The sequence below is a fragment of the Xanthomonas hortorum pv. pelargonii genome (assembly GCF_024499015.1).
GTDB lineage: Bacteria > Pseudomonadota > Gammaproteobacteria > Xanthomonadales > Xanthomonadaceae > Xanthomonas > Xanthomonas hortorum_B.
This window is the reverse complement of sequence record NZ_CP098604.1, coordinates 2,316,229-2,334,906: the sequence shown is the minus strand read 5'-3', so window position 1 is coordinate 2,334,906 and position 18,678 is coordinate 2,316,229. Positions and strand designations below refer to the sequence as shown.

Annotated in this window: 19 protein-coding genes; 6 read left to right on the top strand and 13 right to left on the bottom strand. The window is 65.5% G+C overall.

The features are described from left to right. Positions 1–39 precede the first annotated feature (39 nt). The 3 genes from NDY25_RS10265 to NDY25_RS10255 form a co-directional block, all read right to left on the bottom strand. Positions 40–1,371, bottom strand: coding sequence for an XVIPCD domain-containing protein (locus NDY25_RS10265; protein ID WP_168959054.1), 1,332 nt, complete (start codon positions 1,369–1,371; stop codon positions 40–42). Between the two features lie 29 nt (positions 1,372–1,400). Then, a complete protein-coding gene (locus NDY25_RS10260; RefSeq protein WP_168959074.1) occupies positions 1,401–2,159 on the bottom strand; it encodes a hypothetical protein in 759 nt (252 codons plus the stop codon). 205 nt (positions 2,160–2,364) lie between these two features. After that, on the bottom strand, positions 2,365–2,820 hold the full coding sequence (locus NDY25_RS10255) for a hypothetical protein (protein WP_074056314.1): 456 nt from the start codon (positions 2,818–2,820) through the stop codon (positions 2,365–2,367). A gap of 305 nt (positions 2,821–3,125) precedes the next feature. Here NDY25_RS10255 and NDY25_RS10250 point away from each other — a divergent pair, with 305 nt between their 5' ends. Beyond that, positions 3,126–3,527 carry an antitoxin Xre/MbcA/ParS toxin-binding domain-containing protein gene (locus NDY25_RS10250; protein WP_168959055.1) on the top strand — a complete coding sequence of 134 codons (402 nt, stop codon included), beginning with the start codon at positions 3,126–3,128 and terminating at the stop codon, positions 3,525–3,527. A gap of 82 nt (positions 3,528–3,609) precedes the next feature. Here NDY25_RS10250 and NDY25_RS10245 read toward each other — a convergent pair whose 3' ends face one another. Both NDY25_RS10245 and NDY25_RS10240 read right to left on the bottom strand, forming a co-directional pair. Beyond that, positions 3,610–5,238 (bottom strand): alpha/beta hydrolase, encoded by a 1,629-nt coding sequence (locus NDY25_RS10245; protein ID WP_425526361.1) that lies wholly within the window; start codon positions 5,236–5,238, stop codon positions 3,610–3,612. A 161-nt stretch (positions 5,239–5,399) separates the two neighbouring features. Next, positions 5,400–5,837 (bottom strand): DUF6393 family protein, encoded by a 438-nt coding sequence (locus NDY25_RS10240; RefSeq protein ID WP_233366564.1) that lies wholly within the window; start codon positions 5,835–5,837, stop codon positions 5,400–5,402. Between the two features lie 390 nt (positions 5,838–6,227). On the opposite strand from NDY25_RS10240, the gene NDY25_RS10235 reads away from it, so the two are divergent. Beyond that, entirely contained in the window at positions 6,228–6,788 is a 561-nt protein-coding gene (locus NDY25_RS10235) for a hypothetical protein (protein ID WP_168959057.1), read from the top strand. Positions 6,789–6,965: 177 nt separating this feature from the next. Here NDY25_RS10235 and NDY25_RS10230 read toward each other — a convergent pair whose 3' ends face one another. Then, positions 6,966–8,078 carry a type II toxin-antitoxin system RelE/ParE family toxin gene (locus tag NDY25_RS10230; RefSeq protein ID WP_168959058.1) on the bottom strand — a complete coding sequence of 371 codons (1,113 nt, stop codon included), beginning with the start codon at positions 8,076–8,078 and terminating at the stop codon, positions 6,966–6,968. After that, positions 8,065–8,271, bottom strand: a complete 207-nt coding sequence (locus NDY25_RS10225) for a hypothetical protein (RefSeq protein WP_006448389.1) — start codon at positions 8,269–8,271, stop codon at positions 8,065–8,067. The genes NDY25_RS10230 and NDY25_RS10225 overlap by 14 nt, the downstream gene beginning before the upstream one ends. 280 nt (positions 8,272–8,551) lie before the next feature. Here NDY25_RS10225 and NDY25_RS10220 point away from each other — a divergent pair, with 280 nt between their 5' ends. Further along, positions 8,552–9,058: a CcdC protein domain-containing protein gene (locus NDY25_RS10220; RefSeq protein ID WP_074056319.1), complete on the top strand. Its 507-nt coding sequence runs from the start codon at positions 8,552–8,554 to the stop codon at positions 9,056–9,058. 68 nt (positions 9,059–9,126) lie between these two features. Here NDY25_RS10220 and NDY25_RS10215 read toward each other — a convergent pair whose 3' ends face one another. Next, the gene (locus tag NDY25_RS10215; protein WP_168959059.1) at positions 9,127–10,392 is read right to left on the bottom strand and encodes a phospholipase D-like domain-containing protein; all 1,266 of its coding nucleotides are present in this window, start codon (positions 10,390–10,392) and stop codon (positions 9,127–9,129) included. Here NDY25_RS10215 and NDY25_RS10210 point away from each other — a divergent pair. Beyond that, positions 10,364–10,588: a hypothetical protein gene (locus NDY25_RS10210; RefSeq protein ID WP_233366563.1), complete on the top strand. Its 225-nt coding sequence runs from the start codon at positions 10,364–10,366 to the stop codon at positions 10,586–10,588. The genes NDY25_RS10215 and NDY25_RS10210 overlap by 29 nt on opposite strands. 158 nt (positions 10,589–10,746) lie before the next feature. After that, positions 10,747–12,108, top strand: a complete 1,362-nt coding sequence (locus NDY25_RS10205) for an MFS transporter (RefSeq protein ID WP_115041031.1) — start codon at positions 10,747–10,749, stop codon at positions 12,106–12,108. Positions 12,109–12,313: 205 nt separating this feature from the next. Here NDY25_RS10205 and NDY25_RS10200 read toward each other — a convergent pair whose 3' ends face one another. The 5 genes from NDY25_RS10200 to NDY25_RS10180 all read right to left on the bottom strand — a co-directional run bounded on the left by NDY25_RS10200 (position 12,314) and on the right by NDY25_RS10180 (position 17,870). Continuing rightward, entirely contained in the window at positions 12,314–14,737 is a 2,424-nt protein-coding gene (locus tag NDY25_RS10200; RefSeq protein WP_168959061.1) for an FUSC family protein, read from the bottom strand. Then, the gene (locus NDY25_RS10195; protein WP_168959062.1) at positions 14,734–16,194 is read right to left on the bottom strand and encodes an efflux transporter outer membrane subunit; all 1,461 of its coding nucleotides are present in this window, start codon (positions 16,192–16,194) and stop codon (positions 14,734–14,736) included. Before NDY25_RS10195 ends, NDY25_RS10200 begins: the two co-directional genes overlap by 4 nt. After that, positions 16,191–17,114 (bottom strand): efflux RND transporter periplasmic adaptor subunit, encoded by a 924-nt coding sequence (locus tag NDY25_RS10190; RefSeq protein WP_168959063.1) that lies wholly within the window; start codon positions 17,112–17,114, stop codon positions 16,191–16,193. Before NDY25_RS10190 ends, NDY25_RS10195 begins: the two co-directional genes overlap by 4 nt. Beyond that, positions 17,111–17,320: a DUF1656 domain-containing protein gene (locus NDY25_RS10185; RefSeq protein ID WP_016902171.1), complete on the bottom strand. Its 210-nt coding sequence runs from the start codon at positions 17,318–17,320 to the stop codon at positions 17,111–17,113. Before NDY25_RS10185 ends, NDY25_RS10190 begins: the two co-directional genes overlap by 4 nt. Positions 17,321–17,414: 94 nt before the next feature. Then, positions 17,415–17,870, bottom strand: a complete 456-nt coding sequence (locus NDY25_RS10180; RefSeq protein WP_168959064.1) for a MarR family winged helix-turn-helix transcriptional regulator — start codon at positions 17,868–17,870, stop codon at positions 17,415–17,417. 130 nt (positions 17,871–18,000) lie between these two features. Here NDY25_RS10180 and folE point away from each other — a divergent pair, with 130 nt between their 5' ends. Beyond that, entirely contained in the window at positions 18,001–18,603 is a 603-nt protein-coding gene (gene folE, locus NDY25_RS10175) for a GTP cyclohydrolase I FolE (RefSeq protein ID WP_168959065.1), read from the top strand. Positions 18,604–18,678 lie beyond the last annotated feature (75 nt).

The window sequence follows — 18,678 nt, the reverse complement described above, 5'->3', positions numbered from 1 at the left end:
CGCAGGACCTCGCGCGGGTACTGGCTCCAATAACCAACATCACACGCTCTGCGTGCGCCCACCTTGCGTTGGTGCCTCTTGCTGTTGCGCCAGCGTCTGCGCGTTCTGCTGCTGCAATTGTTGGCGCTGGTCGATCTGCGCCAGTTCGCGGAACGATGCTTCCACTGGCGTAGTGACCGCCTGTCCGGTTGGCATTTGCGCGCGCAGATGCGCTGGGTTCCCTGGGTCGCCTTGGACAACGTAAACGGTTTGCCCCGACTGCGTTTGGTCACTGCTTCTGCTCAGCAGCACATGGTCCACACGCTCCAGCCCATTGGCCACCGCCAGCGTGGTCAGGCTGGCCTTCATGCAGGCGCTGCTCTGGTCCGATTGGCGGCCGAACTCGCGATCCAGAACATCGACCCCCGCGCTGCATTGCTGGTACAGGGCAAACCGCGGATGGCTAGGCTGGTCGGGTGCATACGAAGCGAGCGAAACGGCACGCGCCAGCGACTCGCTGCTGCTGGGCGGTGCATTTTCGGAAAGCAGAACGGGGCTGCGTGTGATCGGCAGGTTCCGGTAAGGGTCATTCGGATGAAATTCGTGCTTGAGCTCCTGCCGCTCCAATCTGAGTTGTCGCGTGTCATTGAGCAACCGGAGCTTGTCGGAATCATGGATCGGTTGGTATGTCGTGATGTCTCCTGTGAAGGTCACATCGTTCCATTGCCTGGTGTGCTTGTCGTACTCTGAATATGAACTCTTGCCACCAATCCTGTCTGGATCCGTGTTTGGCTGAGCCTGGGTTGCGACTCCTCTTGCCTCTGCCATATGCCCCATATACGACCCCGCATCCAGGTGTTGGTCGTTGTAGGTGTACATCGTGCGCCAGCTCGTCTCGCGTGCCCGGTTCAGGCCGAGCGCACTGTTGTCCAGCATCATCGTCCAGGCCTTCTCGGCCTCGCCTTCGCCACCATGGCGTCGTGCTGCTTGCAGAAACTCGCGTGGTGTCCAGGCGTTGGGGTCGATACGGTGCAACTGGAATGTGTGGTCATGCGCATCCTGCACGTCCCTGACGGGAAGATTGAGCGCAAGATCCGGGCGCCCGGCGTTCAGTTGGCTCCGGCGCTCATCGAGATCGTTCCGGATAAGGTCGACGCCGAACTGGTTCCATTCGCGCTCGCTCATCTTGATGCCGCCTTTGTGTGCGCGGTTGTCGGCGAAGATGTTGGCTGTCGCCCCGGGAGGCGTGTCGTTGCGCACCACGCCTAGCGCAAGCAGGCCATACCCGTCATTACCATTTTTCTTGCTGAGGTAGTTCCAGTAAAGCTCGCGATTCTCATTCTGCGCGTAGAAGGTGAGGATTTTAAGGTCTTCTCGATTGAGTCCTGACATGCATCCAACTCCTTGTCGCTAGCAAGCGCTCAGGTGCCAGCGTGCGCCGGCATGAAGTCTTTCAATGCACTCCGCGCGCGGTCCTGGATCTTCTTCCAGTCCTTCAATGCAACGCGCACATAATTGATCTCCACCGCGACCTTCATCTCCGGAATGACGAACACGTGCTCGCAGGTGGGAAGTTCCCGCTCCTTGCTGCGCACAAGCTTGCCCTCGCGGAACTCCACGCCCGACGGTTCGACCTCGCGGGACGTGCACTTGATGATGGTGTCGATGTTCCCTTTTGCGTCGCGGCTGACATACCAATCCTTGTAGTAGCTTGCGTCCATGATGGAATTGGACGGTTTCAGCCCTTGCGCTAGATAGTGCTCGCGGTACGCAGCGACGTTGGCGTAGTAGGGCGTGAGCCCATCCTTTTCTTCGCCCTTGATGCGCGTGCTGATGTCCGCTTCGGGAGTGTCCTGTGTTGCGCTGTCCGGTGTGTACTGCCGCCGAAGAAATGCATTGGGGTCCACGCGGTCAAGATAGCGATAGCCGATATTGACGGTGCGGGTGGCCACATCCAGCTTCAGGTGGGCACGCTCGCCAGGAGCGAACGCGTTCAACTCCGGGTACTCCAGATACAGCCCGAAGCTGCCATCGAAGTTCGGCCCCATCTGGTCGTCGAAATAATTGGCAGGAATCTGCAACTTGTACGGACCCAGGCACGCCTCCATGACCGGTGGCGGGCTGGTGCCGGGGTCTTGCGGGCCGCCACGTTGCCGGACGCATCCTTGTTCGTTGGTCATGGTGTTGGCGCCTGTTTGCGTTGCGCTGCAGCCCGGAACGGAGAAGCCCAGTGCCATGCATGCAAGCCCGGCCAAGGCCAGTGGGTGTCTCATGCATCCTCCTGCGCAGCATGCTGGAGTTGAGTATAGGCAGAGCCCGGACTGCAAGCGACGGAACTACATTGCGTGCAGCCGGGCGAATCGGTACCGCTATCGCGCGTCAGCCTCAACGCACCTTGTACAACACCGCCGCACCCGGCCGGGGCTCGAACATCGGCACGGTCTGTTGCTTGAGCGCGGTGCCCTTGGCGTCCCACACCAGCGTTTCGACCGGGTAGTCCTCGTTGCGGGTCATGTTGCCGATCTGCTGGACGATCACCGTCTTGGCGGCGGGCACTTCCGGGTTCCAGGCGAACACGCCCAGGCGGCCGTAGAACACAGCCGGCGCAGCGGCGTCCAGGCGGCGGTCGGGGCACATGACCAGGCCGCGTTCCAGCATCACGCGCAGCGCGCCGACGGGCACGGCCTTGACGGTGGGCGAGGTGCGGTCGGTGCTGTGGCCGGGGCAGACATTGGCCGAGCGGGTGAGCATGTCTTCGACCACTTGGCGGTCGGGTTGGGCCAGGGCCGGCAGGGCGGCGGTGGACAGGGCAAGCACGGTGAGAGCGGATTTCCAGGGCATCTGACAACTCCTCGCGAGGTGACACTCCAATACTGCAGCCCCTGCAAGCGCGGGCTGCTGCCAGTGACGCGCCCGGATGCTAGCAATGCGGGCGTTAAACACTGCGAACAGTGGCGCCGCTCATCGGCAGGCGCGTCCCACCAGCAACCGGCTGCCTAAGCCGCCGCCAGGTCACCAACGCCGCACATCCGGCCGGTGCGGAATGTAACGGCTGCTGACGCTCACAGCGCCTGTCAGGAGACTCCTGATTGAGCGGCGAGGGCGGGGCAGATAGCGTGCGCGCTATCACATTGCTGGACTGCCCCATGGAACGCGTCGACCTCATTGCATCACTGCTCACCGGCATGCGGCGTGCCGAAGATTTCCGTGCGCAGGCGTCCAGCTACAGCACCGCGCACAGCGAGCAGATGCAGGGCGAATACGGCAAAGCCGCCGACGCCGAGCTGGTGCTGTCGCTGTTCGCCTTTACGCCTGAGCACCTCAAGCTGCTGGGCAGCGCCGGCATCGAGGCCCTGGGCGAGATCGTTTGCCACGCCTGGGCCTTGAACGGCGGCAACAACGAGGCGCTGATCGGCTGGTTCCGCAAGCCCATGAACGCGCTGGACGGGCAGACACCCGCCGCCCTGGTGCGCGGCGGCCGCCTGCAGGTGCTGCTGCTGGTGCTCAGGCAGCAGCTGGAGTGGGAGTTGCCCAAGCGCTCGGCCTGAGTACCGACACTGCCGGCCGCCGCGCTTTGGCGTGTGCACGGCTGGCCCGCCGATCGACAGCGCCGGCCGTGCGTGGGCGCGCTTACCGCTTCGGTCGCGCCACGGCGTACATCTCCCAGGCAATCTTCTTCATCAGGGCGCTGCTGTCGTCGCCCTCCTTGTACAGATCGAAGTGGGTGCGGCCTTCCAGATAGCGGAAGTCGCTCTTGGCGCCCAGGCCGTCCAGCACCGCCTGGAATTTATGCGCGGCCCCATCCAGGTAGAACGTGTCGGCGGTGCCGACGATCAGGTGGATCTTGCCGTCCAGATCCGGCTTGAGCGTGGGCCACTGCGCGGCCACGCGCGCAGAAATGTCGTAGTGGGTGCGCCAGTAGGCCACCACGGCCGGGTCCACCTTGCCGGTGTCGCGGTCGAACATCGGCACCGGGCGGCCGTCGGGCCCGCGCGGGGAGAACACCCACTCGAGCGAGGTCATCTGGCCGCCGTACGGGCCTAACACGCGCTCGAGCTTGGCGAAGGTTTCCAGATCGGCCACCACCTTGCCCTGGTCGCGGATCAACGGGAACTGGCTGCCGTCCGGGCGCCGGTAGACGTTGGCATTGGGCGCGTACAGATCCGGCCCGGTGAAGTCGCGGAAGTCGCTCGAATCGGGCGAGGTGGACCAGGTACCGCCGAACAGCTTGGGGTAGCGCGTCTGCAGCCACAGCGTGGCCCAGCCGCCGGACGAATGCCCGTTCAAGAACCGGCCGCTGGCCTTGCCGTCCATCTTGTACTGGCGCTCCAGCGCGGGGATCAGCTCTTCGGTCAGCGCGCTGCCCCAGGGGCCGTTGTTGACCGAGTCGGCGAACTCGTGGGTGCCGGTGGGCGTGGCCTGGTCCAGGAACACCCAGATCATCGGCGGCATCTGCTTGGCCGCCATCGCGCTCCAGGTGGCCGCGATGCTGCCGGCAAAGCGGTTGTAGTTGCCGCCGAAGCCATGGGTGACATACACGGTGGGATAGCGGGCGGCGGCCTTGGCGTCGTAGCCCGGCGGGGTGAGCACGCGGGCGCGGATGGAGATCGGCCTGCCCCAGAAGGCGCTCAGTGACGGGCTCACCATCGAGGCATCCGCGCTATGCAGCCTGGCCTCCGGGACGGCGTCGCGGATTGCCTGTGGCGCGCGCGGCGACACCTGCCAGGGGTCGTCCGAGACCGGCACCTGCTTGCTGAGCCTCAGCGTGGGCAACGGCTTGCCCTTGCCTGGGGTCACTGCGGTGACGGCGCTCAACAGATCGCCGCCATCGCGGCCGGCATAGCCGTAGCTGTGGTCCGGATCCAGCACGGCCTGGAACAGATACGCGCCGGCCGGCAGCGCGGAAAACGCACTGGGAAAGGCGATGTTGTCCAGGTCGATCTCGACGCTGGCACCGGGCGCGAGCGCGGTGACCTCCTGCGCCGCCACGGCCACCGCAGTGGGGCGGAACGGGCTGACGTCCACCGCTTCCACCTTGCCGGCTTTGTCGTCCTTTCCATCCTTGGCCGCGGCCTGGGCGTCCTTGGCCAGGGTGGCAAAGACCAGCAGGCGCCCGGACACGGGCTGATCGCTCGCCCCGTCCAGCGTGACGCGCAGCAGACGATGGGCCGCTGCCGGTGCGGCGGCGTGCGCGCAGCAGGCGCACAACAGGCCAACGGCCAGACCCAGGCGGGGGCAAAACGATGCGGAAACATGCAGATGGAGCGCAGGTGGATGAGGCGGGCGCACACGGCCTGCGCAGACTGTAGCCAGTTCCCGGCCGGGCGCGCACTGCCATCGCGAGGACTGGTCAACGTATCCGATCTGCCTGCTCCAGGAATCAGATCATCAACCGGACGCGACTGACGTGCGTCGTTGGCTTACTGGTTTTTGATGTAGACAGCGTAGACGTGCGTCACTTTGCCGCTGGAATTCAAAGAAAAAGTCATCACGATGGAACGGGCATCGGGGTCCAGCATCGCCTGCCCCTTGTTGTCCCTGATGACCAGCTTGCCTGCGGTGTCTTCAACGATCTTTGACGTTGGAGACTTGCCGACCATCTCCAGCACCGTTGCTTTTGCTGTACCCAGCGGTATGTAGTTGCTGACGATGCTGCTCACGTCGACCTGTTGGAATCGAAAGGGCTTTTGGGAGGCATAAATCTCGTCGAGCATGGGCACTGCTTCTGATTTCAGGATGTCTTCCTGTGTCGAAGCGGTGAGTGCCGTCTCTGCATTGGTACAGGACAAAAGCGAGAGCACTGCGATTCCGATGAGTGCGAAGGTTGCAGCCCAATGGCTTGGCGTGATGCGTGGCATGGCGATCTCCTGATGCAGCTGATCATATGGATCAGATGTCTGCGAGCTATTCCAGGTAACCGCTCTATCTTGAGGGATGTCTGTTGCGAGCAACGGAGCGCTGTGTTCACTTCCGAAAGCCAAATTGCATCACGCAACGAAGTCGCTGAGACGATTTGCCGGGTTTGCGAGGCGTTGGTCTTCAACGATGAACACACCAGCGGCGTGGCCAGCTGGGTGGCGTAGGTGTGGTGCTTCTACACAGACGCATGTCGTCATCGAACGCAATCGATCATGTGCCGCTTGGCGTTATGCACAGGTGCCGTTGCGACTATCCATTCAAGGCGCAAGCCGCCGCCGCGCGAACAGCCGCTGCCGAAACCTTGCATCACCCACCAAGGAATGATCGAAATGAAACGTAAAACCAGCTATCGCGGTGCACTTGCGGCATATGGCCTCTCACTCCTGATCGGCGCGTTCTGCATGGAAGCGGCCGTTGCCGCGCCCGTCGCCAAAACGGAAAGAGTCACGCTGACGCAGGTCTTTGCCACGCTGCAGAACGGTCAGCAAGATCAGAACCCCGAAGACATCGCGGCGTGTCGCAAGCAGGTGTCGGCACCGAGTTCCAAGTATCTGGGAGTGGTGGTCACCTCCAAGTATTCCATCGACGTGCACTCCAAGATCATGTCTGCTTCCTCGTCGCTGCCCTCTCCTGTGGCCACGCAGCCGCTGATGCTCACGGTGCCGCTGGCGCCGTTGGGCTTGTCTGGGGAGTATGGCTTCGGTGCGTTTCGGCCGAGCGCGCTGCCCAACACTTATGTGCTGTTCTCGGTCGGGCTGGATTTCAAGGGGCCGCAGTCGTCTGTGCTGGTTCTCAACAGCGACAAAAACTACAACTGTCTGGTGACCAGCAATCCGGCGCCGTTCAACGGAGCACTGAGTACGAAGCTGGGACAAGACCAAGGGGGCTAATGGTTGCGACGGCCGAGTCGTCGTCGAACGAGCTGAGGACCTCTTCGGCTCGTTCGTCCGACGCCCTCAGAACTTTGCGCTAACGAAAGGCGCCGAAACGGCGGTCTTCGGCACGTGGTTTTGTGGATAAGCAGCGGTACTGCCGGCCGACAGCCTTGGCAAACAGAAACCCACCACTCACCGATACGGCCCCGGCCCACGCCACACCGGCTCGCCCTGCTTGTAGACCTCCATCATGTTGATGACTTCGCGGGCATCGCCGATGTCTTTCAGCTCGGGGGAGTCCGGCGGCAGCAGGCGGCATTTGCTGGAGCCGCGTTTGAGCGCGACTTCCAGCGGGCAGACCATGCGGTACTGGGTGCCTGGCAGGATGATGGCCACTTCCTTCATGCCTTGGTCGCGCCAGTTGCGCAGCTGGGTTTCGCTGCGCACTTCGTAATACACCTGGTAGCCGCCCACATCCATGCTGGGTTGGGCATTGTTGCGGTCGCGGCGGCGGCCTTCGCTGATGGTGGGCGTGTTGGACATGCCGTCTTCGGCGGCATCGGCTTCTTCTTCGAGCATGCCCGGTGGGCGGCCGGTCCAGGTCTGGGGGCGGCGCTGCGGCGGCGATGACGGTTCTGCCGGCGGTTGCGGCGGGGTGGGGCGCTGCACCGGTTGCGCCTGGCGTTGCTCGACCAGGCCGCCGCGGCGGGTGTTGCCTGCGGGCGGGATCGGGTTCTTGGCGGTCTTGACCAGGGTGGACTGCACCGGCGAGGCGGCCGGCGGCGGCTGCACGGGCGCCGGCATTGGCGACGGCGGGGTGGGCGCTGGCGAGGGAACGGGCTGGTCGGGCGTGGAGGTGTCGCCGACGAAATCCACCTTGGTGCGGCCACCGCTGGCCGAGCCCTGCGGCGGGGTCATGGTGGGTGTGGAGGCCGACAGCAGGATCAGCAGCATCAACACGTGCAGCAGGGCGCTGACCAGTGAGGCGATCCACGGGTCCAGGCGTTCGCCTTTCGGCTCGGTGCGTGGCAGCCAGTCTTTGGCGTCGACTTGAACGTGCAGCAGCTGCAGCGCGTCGTCGCGCACGCGGTAGACCAGCACGTACGGCGTCTGCTTGACCACCCATTCGCGAGTGCCGGCGACCCGGCCGGCGCGGCCGCGGCCCGGTTGCTCGGCTAGGGTGCGGGTGGCTTCCAGCACCTGCCGCGCCATCGCGGCGGCGGCGGTCGGGTTGAGCGCGTGGTAGTGATCCTGGGCGTATGCAAGTTGCTTGGCGGCCGGGACGGTCCAGTCACGCCGCAACATCAACGCCCCATTTGGCGAACAGTGCCGTGACCTGTGCCGGCGCGGCAACCGCGCCCTGATCCGCTGCGGCAATGCCGTCCAGCACCGCGGCCTCGAAGCTGGCGGTATCCACGACGCGGACCACGTCGTCCCATCCTGCCGCCTCGGGCAGCGTGTCGATCAGCGTGTGGGCTTCTTGCTTGATGGCGGACATGGCACTGCGGTGGGGGAGCTCTGCCGGCAAGTCTACCCGTGCGGCTCTGGTTCGCGTGTGGCAATGGCTTGCGCGCGGCTGGGGCGTTTACCGGCGGTGGCAGGCAGGCCGGTCCTGCGCGAAGGTCGGTTGTCTGTCGCCATTGCCGCGCGCGGCGGTGGCCGCCCGGGCAACCTGCCTGTGCGCGCAGAAAGTGACACTTGGCACCTTGTTCGCGTTAGCAGCTGGTTTCATTCTGCGGCGGTCGCCTCACCTGCATCTCACCTGGAAAGGAATCGCCATGCCCGCTGCTGCCATCGCACCGCTGACCCCGTATCTCTCGATGGCGGCCATCGCCTTTCTCTACTACCGGCGCATCCGGCGCAGCTTCGGCCGCCAGCAATGGAAGCCGGTGAGCACGGCGGTGCGTACCGTGGTGCTGGTCATTGCGGCGGCGGCGCTGGCGTACGCGGTCTATGGCTTGCCGCAGGTGCGGCCAGGGATCGCCGTGGGAACGCTGGTGGGCATCGGGCTGGGCGCGCTGTCGCTGCGCTACACGCATGCCGAATGGGTAGAGGGCCGTGGCTGGTACACGCCCAATCCGTGGATCGGCGGCGGGCTCACGCTGGTGCTGCTCGGGCGGCTGGCCTGGCGCTGGGCCGATGGCGCCTTCAGCGCGGGCGCGGCGGCGGCCGGCTCGCAGGCCAGCCCGTTGACGCTCGGGATTGCCGCGGCGCTGGTGCTGTATTCGCTGGTCCACGTTGGCGGGCTGTGGTGGCGGCTGCGGCAGCTTCGCTTGCAGGCGTGACCGCCTGCGCGAGTGTGCGGCGCTGAGCGCGGGTGCGCTCACTACCAAGCGGGGGGGAAGGCCGTTGCCTACACCTGCGAGCGAAACGGGATGACCAACTTCTCGCCCAGCTTCTGCCGCAGCGGCCGCTTGCGCCAGCGTTCCAGCGTGTACAGCTCGGCCCGTTGCAGGTCGCGCTCGAACACTTCGGTCATCTGTGCGGCCAGCGCGCGGTCGTAGACATTCAAGCTGGCCTCGTCGTTGAGGCGGAACGAGCGGATGTCGAAGTTGGTCGAGCCCACCGAGACCAGCAGGCTGTCGATGACCAGCAGCTTGGTGTGCAGCATGGTGGGCAGGAATTCGTGGATATCGATGCCGGCCTGCAGCAGCGGCTCCCAACTGGCCTTGGAGGCCAGCCGCACCGAGATCGCGTCGATATGCTTGCCGGGCAGCAGCACGCGGATCTGCACGCCGCGCGCACGCGCTTCCAGCAGCGAGCGGGTGATCAGTGCATCCGGCACGAAGTAGGCGGCGGCCAGATCGATGGAGCTGCGCGCCGCAGCGATGGCGATCAGATACATCAGGTGCATGCTCTCGCTGCCGCCCGCTGGCGAGGCCACGAACAGCTGCGCGTCGCTGTCGCCGGCCGGCGCCAATTCGGGGTAGTACTCGGCGCCGTTGAGCACGCGGCCGGTGGTCTTGATCCAGTTGTCGTTGAAGGCGGCCTGCACCTGCGCCACCACCGGGCCTTCGATGCGGTAATGCGAGTCGCGCCAGTGCTCCGGGTCCTGCGCATCGCCCATCCACTGGTCGGCCACGCCCACGCCGCCGGTGAAGCCGATACGGCCATCGATCACCAGCAGCTTGCGGTGGGTGCGGTTATTGACGCGGTGCAGGTTGTACCAGGTGAGCGGACGGTAGCGATGCACCTCCACCCCGGCCTCGGTCATGTCTTCGACCAGCGCGGCATCCATTTTCAGGCTGCCGCCCCAGTCGATGGTGACGCGCACCTTGACCCCGGCGCGGGCGCGCTCGGCCAGCGCCTGGCTGAACTCGCGGCCGATCTCGCCCGACCAGTAGATGTAGGTTTCGAAGGTGATGGTGCGCTGCGCGCTGCGAATGGCAGCCAGCATCGCCGGGAAGATCTCGTGGCCGTTGTGCAGCACCTGGATCTTGTTGCCGGGCAGGATCGCCGGGCCCAGCAACACCGACATCTCGCGCTTGAACTGCGGGTCGGACACGTCGTAGCAATGGCTCGGGATGTGCTCGAGCTTTTTCTCGGGCGTGGCGAAGTTGAGCAATAGCAGCCCCACCACCAGCGTGGTGATGACCGTGGCCACGATGATCCATGTCATGCATCCAACCCCTGTTCCGGACCGTTGCGGCCTTGAGCGGCCGGCATTCTGGCAAGGCGAGGGCGTGGGAACTGTGAAGGGGCAGGTGATGCGCGTGCTGCTTCGATCGCTCGGAGATGTGCAGCAAATCGCTTGCTGCGCCGATGCCGAAAGCGGACTGAAGCGCTACGAGCGACATCAGTACACGTCGGTGTAGAACGACGCGAGCGGACGCTCCGCGTTGGCTGCCTTCCGATCGTAAATCGGGCGGACTAGCCGCTTGCACGGCGCCCGCCTATGCGCCGAAATGCTTACATGCGTCACACAAGCGCGCACCTATACTGCCGGGTGTCCCACCCACAAGGTTCTGACTGCATGAGCGCACCCCCAACGTCCCCGATTGCCGCCGGTTCTGGCGCAGCTCCCGGTAGCCTTCGCCGTTCGGTGTCCAACACGCTCAAGGGCTCGGCCGGCAATCTGGTCGAGTGGTACGACGTTTACGTCTACTCGGTGTTTGCGGTCTATTTCGAATCGCAGTTCTTCTCCAAGGAAGACAAGAACGCCACGATGTTCGTGTGGGCGATCTTTGCGATGACCTTCCTGATGCGCCCGATCGGCGCGTGGTACTTCGGCCGGTTTGCCGACCGTTACGGCCGGCGCCTGGCGTTGACGATTTCGGTGTCGATGATGGCGCTGTGCTCGTTCGTCATCGCGATCACCCCGACGGTCTCCACGATCGGCATCGCCGCGCCGATCATCCTGTTGTTGGCGCGTCTGCTGCAGGGCTTTGCCACCGGTGGCGAATACGGCACCAGCGCGACCTACATGTCCGAGGCGGCGATTCCGGGCCGACGCGGGTTTCTGTCTTCGTTCCATTACGTCACGTTGGTTGGCGGGCACGTGCTGGCGCAGACAACATTGCTGGTGATGCTGCATTTCTTCGATGCGCCGCAGGTGTCCGAGTGGGGCTGGCGTGTGGCGTTCGGCCTGGGCGGCATCGGTGCGTTGGTGGTGTTCTGGCTGCGCCAGAGCATGGACGAGTCGCTGAGCTCCGAATCCATCGCCGATTCGCGCACCGGCAAGGCCAAGGCCTCTGGCTCGATGCGCGAGCTGTTCGTCAATCAGTGGCGCCCGCTGCTGCTGTGCTTCCTGATCACCGCCGGCGGCACGATCGCGTTCTACACCTACTCGGTGACCGGGCCGAAGATGATCCAGACCGCGTTCGCCGGTGGCGACGTGATGGCCGGCACCATCATCAACCTGGTCGCGCTGACGGTGCTGATGCTGATGCAGCCCATTGGCGGCTGGCTGTCCGACATCGTCGGGCGCAAGAGCCTGCTGGTGTTCTTCGGCATCGGTGGCGTGCTCTACACCTGGTTCCTGGTGATGGAGCTGCCCAAGCAGACCGACTGGCTGACCGCTTTCGCGATCCTCACCGTGGGCTTTGTGATCCTGACCGGCTACACCTCGATCAATGCGGTGGTGAAGGCGGAATTGTTCCCGACCCACGTGCGCGCGCTGGGCGTGGGCCTGGGCTATGCGTTGGCGAACTCTGCGTTCGGTGGCACTGCACCGTTGTTGTACCAGGCCTCGTTGAAAACGGGCCACGTGAGCGAGTTCGTGATCTATGCCACGGCGGTGATCGCGGTGTCGTTGGTGGTGTACATGTTCTTCCTGACCAACAAGGGCAGCAACTGGCTGGATGACGAAGCGGCGATGCATCAGCGCAAGCGGTGATGTGTTGCGTGCGGGCTGAGCCGTTCCCTTCTCCCTGCGGGAGAAGGTGCCCGAAGGGCGGATGAGGGTACGTGCGAAGCCTCGTGTCATGTACCGCGAGTGGCTTCGCCCCGGACCCTCACCCCAACCCCCGCTCCGCGCCCCGGCCCGCGCTTGCGGCGCGGGCGCTCCAAGGCACGCGCGCCAGTGGCGCGCGAGCAGTGCCTTATCGCCCCGAGGGGAGAGGGGCTAAAGCAGGCGGCTTTTGTGTGATGTCTTTGGGCTGCTGTACTGTCTTTGCAAACACGCTGTAACGCAGCCCAATCAAACCCAGCAGCGCTTCATCGCGATGCGTCCCTGCCGGTACCTTGCCCACGCGCGTCAGCGACGCATCCAGGCGATCGCGTAGCGCATCCGGCCCAGGCAATGGCCGCTTGTGTGCAACCTGCTGCCGGTAATGCGCCGCAACCTCGGCCAGGATCGCGTCAACCGCCTCCCTGCTCGGCTGCGGCAACCCGTGTCGCGCGCTGCGCAGCTGCAGGATGTTCAAGCCCACACGCACTTCGTTGAGCATATCCACCGAGGCCAGATCGCTGCCTTCCGGCGTCAGTGCCAAGCGTGGTGCGAGCAAGCCAAGCAAGTCCAGCATGCGGTAGGCGAACTGTTGCCGGTCTTGTGCACCGTGGCCTTCCGCAGCCTCGGCCAGCGTGCGCCAGCCCTGGCGTACCAGGCGGCGCGCGCTCCATTCCGCACCCACCGAGCGAAACAACCGGGTGAGCACCACGGCAAATCCGATGCCCAACACCATCGCCACCGCCGCGTTGACGAAGCTCTGGATGTTGGCGTTATAGGTGTTCTGCAAACTCAGCAACGCGGTGAGATTCACCACCAGCGGCAGTGCGATCAACATGCTCTTGGGGCGATGCAGCAACGCGCCGATCGGCAGGAACACCGCCGCCAGCACCAGCACCAGCATGGGGAAATCGTGGATGGCCGGAAAGATGCCGAACAGATAGATGCCGGCCACCACGCTGGCCACCACCGCCCAGGTCAGGAACGACAGCATGCTCGGCGCAGGGTCGTCCTGTGCGGCGAAAAACGCGGCAGTCACCGCCGCCATCATCGCGCCGTTGCCGCCGCCTTCCCACCCGATGCCGATCCACAGCACGCAGTACGCCATCAATGCGAAGCCCGCGCTCAATGCGGAAAACGCAGCCATGCCGAAATCGATATGGCGTGCGGTGCTGGCAGGTGCCGGTGCATCGGCTGTGTCGCGCGGTGACCCGGTAAGTCGCTGCAATAGCGAGAAGCGCTGACGTGCCTGTGCAGTGGGCTCAAGCAATGCAGCCTCAGCCTGCTCTGGTGGAACTGCGATTGCAGCATCGCGCTGTGACCAGCCCAGGCTCTGCAGCAACGAAGACTGCATGCGCGAACGCGCAGCGGGTTCGCTTTGCGCGGCCTGAGTTCGTTCGGGTGAGTCAGCCGTTGCAGCATCACGTTGTGACCAGCCCAGGCGCTGTAGCAACGAGGGCTGCGTGCGCGAACGTACATCGGGATCGCTTTGTGCAGTGTCAGCCCGGTTGGATGATTTCACCGTTGCAGGTTGTCTCGCCGCGCTCGGCATCGCACGCAGCACCGGAGTCGCCGTGCCGTGCACCACCGCCTGCTCTAGCGTGCGGCAGTCTTGCCATAGATCAAGCAGTTCCTGCAGGCGCAGCAGCAAGCTCGCCAGCAGCAGATCTTCGATGTCCTGATCCACCACCGGGCGCAGTGCGGTGATGCGTGCGCGCAGCGCGTCGACCTCAGCGTCGCTGCGTGCGTCCTCGCCCCGATCCACCCAGGCCGCGACGTCTTCCAGTAGCGCGGCAGTCTCAGGCGGCAACACAGAGCCATCGCGCTGCAACGCATCCAGCCGATCCGCGATCGACGACAGCACCGGCAGCAACAACAGCATGCGTGCGCGCAGGTGTTCCAGCGTGGGCGCGGCACCGGCATGGCGTGGGTCGTCGTGGCGCACGAAGGCGATCAAGGCCTCGAACTGCACCAGATCTGCCGCCAGGCGATTGCGCGGCGCCTGCGATGGGCCGCGCTGCAGCACCTGCCGGCACCATTGCGCGGCGTCCTGCATCCAGTTGCCGATGCGCGCGGTGAGCATCGGTCGCACCGAGGCGGGAAACACCAGCGACGCGAACAGCACCGCCATGACCGTACCCAGAATGATCTCTTCGCTGCGCGCCACCACGGTGTCGAAGATGCCTTCGGGCGATGTCACTGCAGGGAAGCCGATGAACGCGGTGGTGTAGCCGGCCAGCAGGAACGCATAGCCGCGCGGGCCGCGATTGAGCAGCGCCAGGAACAGGCAGGCCGACAGCCACAACGCCATCGCCGCACTGAGCAGCAATGGCGTCTCCACCAAGTTCGGCAACATCACCAGGGTCGCCGCGCCGGCCAGCAAGGTGCCGAGCACGCGGTACACGCCCTTGGCGCGGGTGGGGCCTAGCAGCGGTTGGGAGACGATGTAGACCGTGGCCATTGCCCAGTACGGCCGCGACAGATTGCCGGCCAGCCCCACATACAACGCCGCGATCGAGGCGGCGAAGGTCTTGGCCGAAAACAGCCAGGCCTGGCGATCGCGCAGCAGCGTACTCATCGCGCAGCAGTCGTGTCGGTGTGGCCGGCCGTGGTTTCCCAACCGCCGCCCAGCGCCAGGAACAGCTGCAGTTGATCCTGCGAGACCTGCGCCTGCGCATTGGCCAGCGTCATGTCGGCCGTGGCCAGCGTGCGCTCGGCATCCAGGCTGGACAGATACGGGGTGCGCCCGCCCTGATACAAGCGCCGGTTCTGCGACGAGGCCAGCTCGGCCTGTTGCTGCGCCTGTTCGAGCAGATGCAGGCGGTCCAGATCCTGCGCGTAACGCGACAGCGTGGTCTGCACCTCGCGCAGCGCCTGCAGCACGGTGTTGTCGAACTGCGCCAGCGCCACGTCCGCGCCGGCTTCGGTGGCACGGATGCGAGCTCGCGCACCGCTGGACGGCAGCGTCCACGAAATCAGCGGGCCGAGCGACCACGCATGCGTGGCCGGCTCGCCGAAATCGGCCAGCAACCCGGTGGCGCCGATCGAGCCGCCCAGGCGGATATCCGGATACAGCTCGGCAGTGGCCACGCCGATACGCGCGGTGGCTGCCGCCAGCCGCCGCTCGGCCTGGCGCACGTCCGGGCGACGCGCCAGCAGCGCGCGGCCGTCTCCAATCGGAATGGGTTGCTGCAAGGCCGGCGCATCCGCGCAGCGGTCCACACCGGCAGGCACTTCGCCAGGCGTCTTGCCGAGCAGCGCGGCCAGTTGGTAACCGGCCGCCTGGCGGCGCGCGCGCAGCGGCGGCAGCGCCGCTTCCAGCATCGCCACCTGCGCGGTGGCGCGGGCCAGATCGGGCGGTGTGCCACGTCCGGCATCGATCAGGCGTTGGGTAATGTCGCGGCTGCGCTGCTGCAATTGCAGCGAATGCTCGGCCACATGCAGCTCATGGTTGGCGTGGCAGATCTCCACATAACTGCCGGCGACCTGCGCGGCCACGTTGACGCGGGCCAGATCGATCGCGGCCTGGGCGACTTGCGTATCGGCCTGCGCGGCCTCGGCGCCGCGTTGCAGCTTGCCGAACAGATCGAACTGGTACGACACCCCGAACTTGCCGTCGGCCAGGTTGAACACCGGCAGCTTTTCTTCCTGCAGGAAGGCTTCGGCCGAGACCTGCGCGCGGCTGACGCCGGCTTCCACTTCGTAATCGAAACCGCCCGCGTCCAGCGCCTGTTCGTACACCGCGGCGGCGCGGCGCAGGTTGGCACCGGCGACCTTCAGCTCGACGTTGTCGCGCAGCGCCTGTTCGATCAGGCCATCCAGCATCGGGTCCTGATACAGCGCCCACCAGCGTGCCGGCAGCGGCGCGCCGGGGTGCACCTGGTCGTTGCCAGTGTCGAGAAACGCGGCGTTGGCGGCCGGGCGCTGGTAGGCCGAATCGTCCGGCACGGCGTAGTTCGGGCCGACCGTGGTGCACGCAGTTAATGCAGTCAGTACCGCCGCCAAACCGAAATGACGAAAAACAACGTGCTTCATGGCGCAGCCTTCGCCTGCACGCGGGCAGGCGCTGTGCCGCCAATGCCACGCGCGGCATCCGGCAAGATGGTCACGGTTGCAGTGCGGCCAGCAATCAGCTGCACATGCGCCGGTACCTGATCCAGCACGATGCGCACCGGGATGCGCTGCGCCAGCCGCACCCAGTCGAACGCCGGGGTGACGTTGGGCAACGCGCCGGCGCTGCCGCTGCGGTAGCGATCTTCGATCCCGGCGGCAATGCTCTGCACATGCCCGTGCAAGGTCACCGGCTCGCCCATCAGATGCACGTCCACGCGCTGGCCGGCGTGCACGCCGTGCAGGCGGGTCTCTTCGAAATAGCCATCGACGCGGAACGAGCCGGTGTCCAGCACCGCCACCACCGGGCGGCCGGCGCTGACGTAATCGCCCACCCGCACGGTGCGGTCGCTGACATGGCCATCGGCGGGGCTGCGCACCTGCGTGCGGTCCAGATTGAGCTGGGCCAGGTCCACCGCCGATTGCGCGGTGGCCACGGCGGCCTGCGCCTTTTGCACATTCGAGCGGCGCACCTCGGCATCCTCGGCGGCGACCAGGTCCTGCAGGCTGCGGTCACGCGCAATTTCGCGGCGCAGCTGGCTCAACGTGGCCTGGCGCTCGGCCAGCGCGGCGCGCGCCTGTTCCAGCGCGATCGCATAGCGCGCGCGGTCCACCACGAACAGCAGCTGGCCGCGCTTGACCGCCTGGTTGTCGTCCACCGCCACCGATTCCACCAGCCCGGACACATCCGGCGCCACCTGCACCACATCAGCGCCCACGTGCGCATCGCGCGTCCACGGCGCCTCCATGTAGTAACGCCACAGGTGCTGCAGCACCAACGCGGCCACCACCACCATCGCCAGGGTCAGCAGCGCCGGCCCCGCGGTCTTGATCAGCTTTTTCACGATTGCATCCAACGGGTAAGGGAAAACAGGCCGCCCAGCAGCGCGATGTACAGCGCCAGGTTGAACAGCGCCGGGTGCCAGATATGCCGGTACGCACCGGCCCGGGTCAGTAGCGCGCCGATGGCGCTGTTGAGCAGGTAGGCCAGCGTCATCAACGCTAGCAAGGTGGGTACGAACACACCGTAGAGACTGAATTCGCCGTACATCGCTTACTTCCTGAAGAGAAAAAGACGCCCCGCGGCGTGGTGCGCGCCGGCCATCTGCACTGTCATCGCGCGCCGCACGGGCCGCGCATGGCGCTTAGTCGGACTGGCCCAGCCGCGCATGCGCCTGCGCGATCTGCTCCCACAAGGTCAGCACCGTCTGTACCTGCGTTTCGCTGAGCGTGCCGAACACCTCCGCGCGCAGCGCATCCAGGCGGAGTTCGATGCGCCCGACCAGCGCCTGGCCTGCATCGGTGAGCCACAACTGGTTGGCGCGGCGGTCGCTGCTGTCGGCCTCGCGGCGCACCAGCGCCTGCGCGCACAGCTTGTCCAGCAGTCGCACCAGCGAGGGGCCTTCCATGCCCAGTTGCTGCGCCAGCGTCACCTGGCGGATACCGCCGCCGGAGCGGCCGATCATCAGCAACGGCCCGGTGCAGGCGCTGGACAGGCCAAATTCGCCAAGCGCCTGGTCGGCCAGCCGCTGCCATTGGCGGGCGGCGACCAGCAGCCCGGAACTGAGCTGCGCACGGGAGGACAGAGGGGGATTCGTCATAATCGATAGGATGCTATCAATTCAATAATGAATCAATAGCTGCTGAACCCGTGCAAGCCGGCGCAACCGCCACTGGGGCGGCTGGCCTGTCCTCGGGTACCATGCTCGCCCCCTTTGGGTGCACCTGCGCATGAGCCAGTCCGACCAGCCCGATCCGTCCGTCACCCAGGCCCAGGCCGAAGAAGCCGTGCGCACTCTGCTGCGCTGGGCCGGCGAAGACCCGGCCCGCGAGGGCCTGCTCGACACCCCGCGCCGGGTCGCCGAGGCCTATGGCGACTGGTTCAGCGGCTACCGCGAAGAACCGCGTGCGTACCTGGAGCGCACCTTCGAAGAGGTGGCCGGCTACGACGAGCTGATCGTGCTGCGCGACATCTCCTACGAAAGCCATTGCGAGCACCACATGGCGCCGATCATCGGCAAGGTGCACGTGGGCTACCTGCCGCGCGGCAAGGTGGTCGGCATCAGCAAGCTCGCCCGCGTGGTGGAAAGCTACGCGCGCCGCTTCCAGGTGCAGGAAAAGATGACCGCGCAGATCGCCCAGTGCATCCAGGACGTGCTGCAACCGCGCGGTGTGGGCGTGGTGGTGGAAGGCTCGCACGAGTGCATGACCACCCGCGGCATCCACAAGCGCGGCGTCAGCATGGTGACCTCCAAGATGCTCGGCAGCTTCCGCGAAGACGCCCGCACTCGCGCCGAGTTCCTGCAGTTCATCGAAGTGGGCGGCAAGCGTTGAGGCATGCCTTGCTGGCGCACGCAGCGCGCTAACGTGCGAGCAGTCCATCCGGAGCTGGGAGACCGCATGACCATC